The sequence below is a fragment of the uncultured Draconibacterium sp. genome, assembly GCF_913063105.1.
GTDB lineage: Bacteria > Bacteroidota > Bacteroidia > Bacteroidales > Prolixibacteraceae > Draconibacterium.
Map to the genome: position 1 here is coordinate 42,158 of NZ_CAJXYQ010000025.1, position 6,263 is coordinate 48,420.

Genomic DNA, 6,263 nt, shown 5'->3' on the forward strand with positions numbered 1-6,263 from the left:
TGCCTTGTTCAAATAACTAAACCAATAATCAGTAACTCCAAGAAAGTAGATCAGCCTCCCTTTTTTTAAATTTGTTTAACAGCATTCTTTGTTGAAGCAAACCCTTATATCATTATATTTAAAAGTTTTTTTGAATAAAAATTTAAGAAAAAATACCTATCCGATTAAAACTAAAATTATTATGGAGAAAAAATCAAAAAAGACATCGGTATCAAGAAGAGCATTTCTTGGAACAACAGCAGCTGTAGCAGCCGGAATTACTATTGTTCCGCGTCATGCAGTAGCCGGTTTGGGGCACAAAGCTCCCAGTGACAAACTCAACATTGTTGGCGTTGGTGTTGGAGGAATGGGTTTTGCTAACTTAAAAAACCTGAAGTCGGAAAATATTATTGGTTTATGCGACGTTGACTGGAAATACACTGCAGGCAACGGAGTTTTTGACATGTGGCCAAAAGCTAAAAAATACAAAGACTGGCGCAAAATGTACGACGAACTGGGCAAAGAAATGGATGGTGTTGTTATTGCTACTGCCGACCATACGCATGCTATTACAGCTGCCCACGCTATGACCATGGGCAAACACGTTTATCTTCAGAAGCCTTTAACGCACTCGGTTTACGAGTCGCGACTACTAACCAAACTTGCTGATAAATACCAGGTGGCCACTTCAATGGGTAACCAGGGATCATCGGGCGAAGGCGTAAACCTTACTACCGAATGGTTGGCCAACGGCGAAATTGGTGAAGTAACAAAAGTTGAAGCATTTACCGACCGCCCCATCTGGCCTCAGGGATTAAATACTCCGGAGCAAGGACAGTGGGTTCCTGATACTTTAGATTGGGATTTATTTGTAGGTCCGGCAAAAATGCGTCCTTACAACGAAATTTACCACCCTTGGAACTGGCGTGGCTGGTGGGATTATGGAACTGGTGCTTTGGGCGATATGGCCTGCCACATCCTGCACCCCGTATTTATTGGTTTAGAATTAGGCTACCCAATTCATGCACAGGGTAATTCTTCCTTATTGCTCAACGACTGTGCCCCGGTTTCTCAATCGGTAAAACTTACTTTTCCTGAAAGAAAAGCTACCAAGAAAATGAAAATGAAACTGCCACAGGTTGATGTTCATTGGTACGATGGAGGCATTAAGCCCATGTTGCCTGAAGCCTGGCCCGATGGGAAAAATCCGAATAATGCAGGAGGAGGCGTACTTTTTCACGGAACTAAAGACACACTGGTTTGTGGTTGCTACGGAAAAGACCCCTGGTTATTGTCGGGGCGTAAACCCGAAGCTCCGAAATTCCGTCGTCGCATAGAAACGAGCCATGAAATGGACTGGGTACGTGCTTGTAAAGAAAGTCCTGAAAACCGTGTAGCCACGGCATCCGATTTTAGCGAAGCCGGTCCGTTTAACGAAATGGTGGTTATGGGCGTGCTTGCTGTTCGTTTACAAGGTTTAAATAAAGTGTTAGACTGGGATGGCGAAAACATGGAGTTCACCAACCTCACCGATGATGAAACTATTAAAACAGTGGTAAAAGATGGTTTTAAAATTCACGATGGTCACCCAACATTTAACAAAACATGGACCGACCCTATGCCTGCAAAAGAATTTGCTGCTGAATTAATTAAACACACCTACCGTAAGCCATGGAGCTTACCAGATATGCCTGCATAAATTTTTTTAGAATTATACGAGAAAGGTGTCGGGAAAGCTGACACCTTTTTCTTTAGCTAATTTTGACGAAATGCTTGCGTATATTCATCCAAATTTGTAAACTTGCACCCCGAAAATCGTATGCAAGAATACATTTTCACTTCGGGCCTATAGCTCAGTTGGTTAGAGCACCTGACTCATAATCAGGGGGTCCCTGGTTCAAGCCCAGGTGGGCCCACCCTGTTGAAAATCAGAGAGTTACACAATTCAAAGTGTAGCTCTTTTTTTGTTAATTACACTAAATTTGCCAAGTTTTTGCCAAGTCGGATATTGAATCTACCTCTTTTTTACCTTGGCTATGTCATGAAGAAACTGGATTGGTATGTTATAGCATTTGCTGGACGATAGCTTCTTAATATCCAAGAAATACCTTGCACGGATTTCAATTAATTTTCCGTCTAATACATATCATTCAAATTCTTTAAAAAAATCTTTGGCTGCTTTACTTTTGGGTTGGTATCTTTTTGAATATGTTCTTCTTTCCTCATTTTCAAAGGCTAAATACAGCTTATTCTCCATAGCCAATTCATACATACGTACCCAGTTAGTTCCAAACTTTTCTTTGTACCTTTTTATTATAGGCTTGTTGTAGGCATTATAAAACTCAGCTTCAATCACAAATTTCCCTGAACTATCAGAATAAATTTCAACATCATTCTTCTTACACCAAGAGACCACACTTCGTATATCCTTTTTCTTTATAAAACTCAATATTTCTTTAATATAAATCCTTGATAATCCATTTTTACCATTCATTTTATCTCTTTAAAAGTTACTAAAAATAATATGGAATCATGTCGCACATCCTTATGATGGGGGATTTAGCAAGGTACGAATATAAATGTGGAAGATGAGTAATTGATTGATTTGGTAATTAAAGTAAAACAACTGTTTTTTTCAAAAGAGAATCATCTAATTGGACTATAAATCATACTTTAAAAGATTATTTATTTCAGCGTATCTCCGATAAAATTCTTCGCTGAAATCGTATTCAATAAAATGAACTGAGTCAAACGGTAAATTTTCCAATAATTTTGCGTGAATGTTGTTTAAGAAAAGCATGATTTGATTTTCTTTTTCAATTCCAAAAACACCACAATGGCGCATATAATCGAAAAACTGGTTCTCGTCAAATAATACACTGTTAAATGACTTACCTGATAATGTGGTGAAACTTATTTTTTTCATTCTAATTCAAGATATACATCATTTATAATTTCTTGCTGTAAGCCCAAGTATATTCTGGTTATAGCCACACTTGAATGCGACAAAATAGAGGATAACAGAACAAGTGCATGCTCACTTCTATCCATATTTTCGTAGATTTTTCGGGCAAATGATTTGCGTAAACTGTGACTGGAGATTTGAAGCTGCTTTGAATTAAATATTTCTTTTAGGATTTTATTGATACTTTGGGTTCGATAAACCGTACCCTTTTGAGAAACAAAAACGAAATCATCGTCTTTATATTTGATATTCATTTCATCCAGCTTGTTGGTCAACTTTTGATACGATGTTTTCACTCGGTTATTTAATGTAATACACCTTTCTTTTTTTGTCTTGGTTTCCTTGATGATTAATTTTTCCTGTTTTAAATCTTGGTGTTTTAATTTTAGGGTATCGGAAATTCTGGTTCCAATATTTATTGATGCAATAATAAAAAAACCCAAAATGCACTTTTTATCATCTTTTAGGAGCTTCAAACCTTTATTTAATGCTATGTCGTATTCGATAAAATCCGAGGTTTTATTCATAGTTATAGATTTTGAAATCGGGGCTAACCTACGGAATAAATGCACAATAACCTCCTCATCTTCAGACTAATAAATATTTTCCCAGTCGATATTTCTGAGATTTTAACGTAAGCCTTTGGGGATCTTGTAGATGCGATAAAATATTTAAGTTCATTAAATGCTTTATAGAAGATTTTTTAATTATTTAAAAAGAAACGGCACAAATCATTTGCGCCATTTCTTAAAATGAATCTCGGGTTTTATTCTTCACTGTCATGAAATATGTCATATCCGAATCCATGGTCATTTGCTACTTTTTCTAATGCAAAATGTTGTAATCTTGTAAACTCATCCGAAACAAAAATCATGTTTTGGTTCAAATCAAGGTATACATACTTATCAGGATCTTTTAATAAAAGATTTGGCATAAACGTGATTACATTCTCTTCTAGTCCCGTTCCTCCAAAGTAACCACCAATTATATAACATATGTCTGTGGTTAATCTCAAAAATTCAATATCTATTTTTTTCATTATACTTTTTTTATTTTTTTACTGAGCAGAACATTTTTCATTGTTCCACAATTTTTTCTCTCTAATTCAAAACTCATTGAAACAATCGTTTTGATTTTATTTCGTCAAAATTGACGATAATTCACATCACAAGAATTTCGATGAAACTTTCCATGTGCACCTGAGAAATCTCAACTGTTCTTGTTTCGTATTAGTCTTAGTGTAAAATTTCAACTTAGCTTTAAACAAAATCACCCATCTGGGGCATTTCGCTCTACCAATCGTTGAAGCTTTTTTCTTCTTCTAATTGCTATGCTTTTCCTACAAAATCCTTTTTTTAGACCATGGATTTTTTTATCTGAAAACTTTAGTCCGTACCTAACGTATTCGTACCCCAACTCCTCCATATATTCACTCACAATTTTTGATTCATCTGATTTATTGTAACGAGCAAATCCCATATTGTAGTCAACATTATATTCTGATATACCAAGCATATCCCATGTAATAAAATCATTGTCTTTTATTATTGAATCTACCCTACATTTAATACTCTGATGTTTTGTTATTCTTTTATTCATCTTCTAATTATTTGTATTTTAAATTGTAATATTTCGTAGATGAAATCTATCTCGATATGGACAAAGCGATTCCATTATGACCTTTTTTATGGTCAGGCACTTTTGTTTTAAAAAAGTTAAGAGTTTATTGAAAAGGAGCTACAATCCTTAAGGTATGCGCTATTATAGCTAATTCAATTCTGGGTTTTTTTAACATATTTCGATATAATATCGAATGATTCACTTTCCTGTGAATATTGCGCAAAAATTACTTTGCTCTATATAGTATTATATGTATTCCTTTTTTAAAATATTCAAATAGTTATAGTTCAAAGAAATTGGTTTGTTTATTAAATTTTCAGTTTCTGGTTAATTTTTATAGTTTTCAATAATCTGTTGTAATTTATTCTTCCTTCTTTTAGTTATAGGAATGGGATTGTAAAACCCACCAGTATTACGATGTAGTCTACCATCTGAGTATTTATCACTATAATGTAAATATTCAATTCCTAACTCTTTCATGTAATCAAATACTATTCTGGCTTCATAGGTTAAATACCTTTTTTTGCGATCTTTAAGATAAATACCCAGTTTCCTCCACGTAATAAATTCTTCATGAAGTAAAAGCTTATCTACTTTATCTCTTATTTCCAGTTTTGGTGTAATTCTTTTTTTCATCTTTCTAAATTTTTCATTTTTCTAATTATCATCGTCATTACGATTAATGTGTTTTAGTTTATTTTTCCTTCTGATTTTATTAAATGGTTGATTTGCCACAATTCCCAGCCATAAAACATTATCTACAGTATAGCCATCAGGCAATTTTAAAAAGCCAAATTCTAACAGTACTCTTTCTGCTACATCGAAGGACATAAATTGCTCAAATTCGGGATGTTCAGTAATTGGAAGAAAGAACACATTAAAAAAAACTTCTACCATACCATAGTTAACGTCCTCGTTATTATTAATAGGTGTTATTTTCGCTACAACATAACTGTCAGGTGGTGGGAACTTTTCAGGATAAATAAAAATTGGTTCATTCATTTTATATTGGTCATTAATTCATTTTTAAAATTTAATTGGCATTAACTTATACCAATATTGTTTATATTTTGTCACATAGCTATCGCATTGCAGAGACTGCTCGTATTCCTAATCCACTGTTACACTGTCGTATAACTTTTCAGAAATCAATGTCGCTTTTTGCGATACTTTAAAGTTCTGATTGTTGCCCTGTTAGATGATCAGTTTAACAAGGCTTTCAACGAGGATCATTATTTTAATACTTAGATATTCATATCGAATAATTCACTTTTCATTGAATTGAGAATAAATGATTTCACATTTATAATAGGCAGGTTAAAATATATAAATCTCTTGATAAAACTTAATCATTTCCTCCATCATTGATCCCTCAAGATAGCCTGAAACATATTCGTCCCCAAATTCTTCCCATTGCTCATCTGTAAATTCCAGATCATAGTATTCACGAAAATATTCCCGATTAAATTGGGGTAATACCAGCTTATTTCTTTCATTTGTTAAGTAAGCTATAATTTCCTGATCAGACATTTTATTTATTTTTTTCATATCATTATTTGCTTTAACCTGTACAAGCGAGGTTTCTAAATTCATGTTTTTTATCGTAGATGAAATCTACTTCGATGACGTCCCCCCGAAAAACTGGACATCTCTAAATTTGAGGATTCGGCAAAATATTAATATGTTTAATTGATAAATA

9 protein-coding genes and 1 tRNA gene are annotated in these 6,263 nt (G+C 34.0%); 2 read left to right on the forward strand and 8 right to left on the reverse strand.

What is annotated here, in order from left to right; all coding sequences use genetic code 11:
* The first annotated feature begins 181 nt into the window (after positions 1 to 181).
* Complete coding sequence (locus QZ574_RS18015; RefSeq protein WP_297092132.1) at positions 182 to 1,678, forward strand: Gfo/Idh/MocA family oxidoreductase; 1,497 nt, start codon at positions 182 to 184, stop codon at positions 1,676 to 1,678.
* Positions 1,679 to 1,821: 143 nt separating this feature from the next.
* Positions 1,822 to 1,895 (forward strand) — tRNA-Ile (locus QZ574_RS18020).
* Positions 1,896 to 2,125: 230 nt separating this feature from the next.
* Here the strand turns inward: QZ574_RS18020 and QZ574_RS18025 are convergent.
* The 8 genes from QZ574_RS18025 to QZ574_RS18060 all read right to left on the reverse strand — a co-directional run bounded on the left by QZ574_RS18025 (position 2,126) and on the right by QZ574_RS18060 (position 6,157).
* Positions 2,126 to 2,473: a hypothetical protein gene (locus tag QZ574_RS18025; RefSeq protein WP_297092134.1), complete on the reverse strand. Its 348-nt coding sequence runs from the start codon at positions 2,471 to 2,473 to the stop codon at positions 2,126 to 2,128.
* Positions 2,474 to 2,638: 165 nt separating this feature from the next.
* Positions 2,639 to 2,905 (reverse strand): hypothetical protein, encoded by a 267-nt coding sequence (locus QZ574_RS18030; RefSeq protein ID WP_297092136.1) that lies wholly within the window; start codon positions 2,903 to 2,905, stop codon positions 2,639 to 2,641.
* Positions 2,902 to 3,471, reverse strand: coding sequence for a tyrosine-type recombinase/integrase (locus tag QZ574_RS18035; protein WP_297092138.1), 570 nt, complete (start codon positions 3,469 to 3,471; stop codon positions 2,902 to 2,904). The genes QZ574_RS18030 and QZ574_RS18035 overlap by 4 nt, the downstream gene beginning before the upstream one ends.
* 239 nt (positions 3,472 to 3,710) lie before the next feature.
* Positions 3,711 to 3,983 carry a hypothetical protein gene (locus QZ574_RS18040; protein ID WP_297092140.1) on the reverse strand — a complete coding sequence of 91 codons (273 nt, stop codon included), beginning with the start codon at positions 3,981 to 3,983 and terminating at the stop codon, positions 3,711 to 3,713.
* 230 nt (positions 3,984 to 4,213) lie between these two features.
* Complete coding sequence (locus QZ574_RS18045; protein ID WP_297092141.1) at positions 4,214 to 4,543, reverse strand: hypothetical protein; 330 nt, start codon at positions 4,541 to 4,543, stop codon at positions 4,214 to 4,216.
* Positions 4,544 to 4,891: 348 nt separating this feature from the next.
* Entirely contained in the window at positions 4,892 to 5,200 is a 309-nt protein-coding gene (locus QZ574_RS18050) for a hypothetical protein (RefSeq protein WP_297092143.1), read from the reverse strand.
* A 21-nt stretch (positions 5,201 to 5,221) separates the two neighbouring features.
* Positions 5,222 to 5,566: a hypothetical protein gene (locus QZ574_RS18055; protein WP_297092145.1), complete on the reverse strand. Its 345-nt coding sequence runs from the start codon at positions 5,564 to 5,566 to the stop codon at positions 5,222 to 5,224.
* A 315-nt stretch (positions 5,567 to 5,881) separates the two neighbouring features.
* Positions 5,882 to 6,157 carry a hypothetical protein gene (locus QZ574_RS18060; protein WP_297092147.1) on the reverse strand — a complete coding sequence of 92 codons (276 nt, stop codon included), beginning with the start codon at positions 6,155 to 6,157 and terminating at the stop codon, positions 5,882 to 5,884.
* Positions 6,158 to 6,263 lie beyond the last annotated feature (106 nt).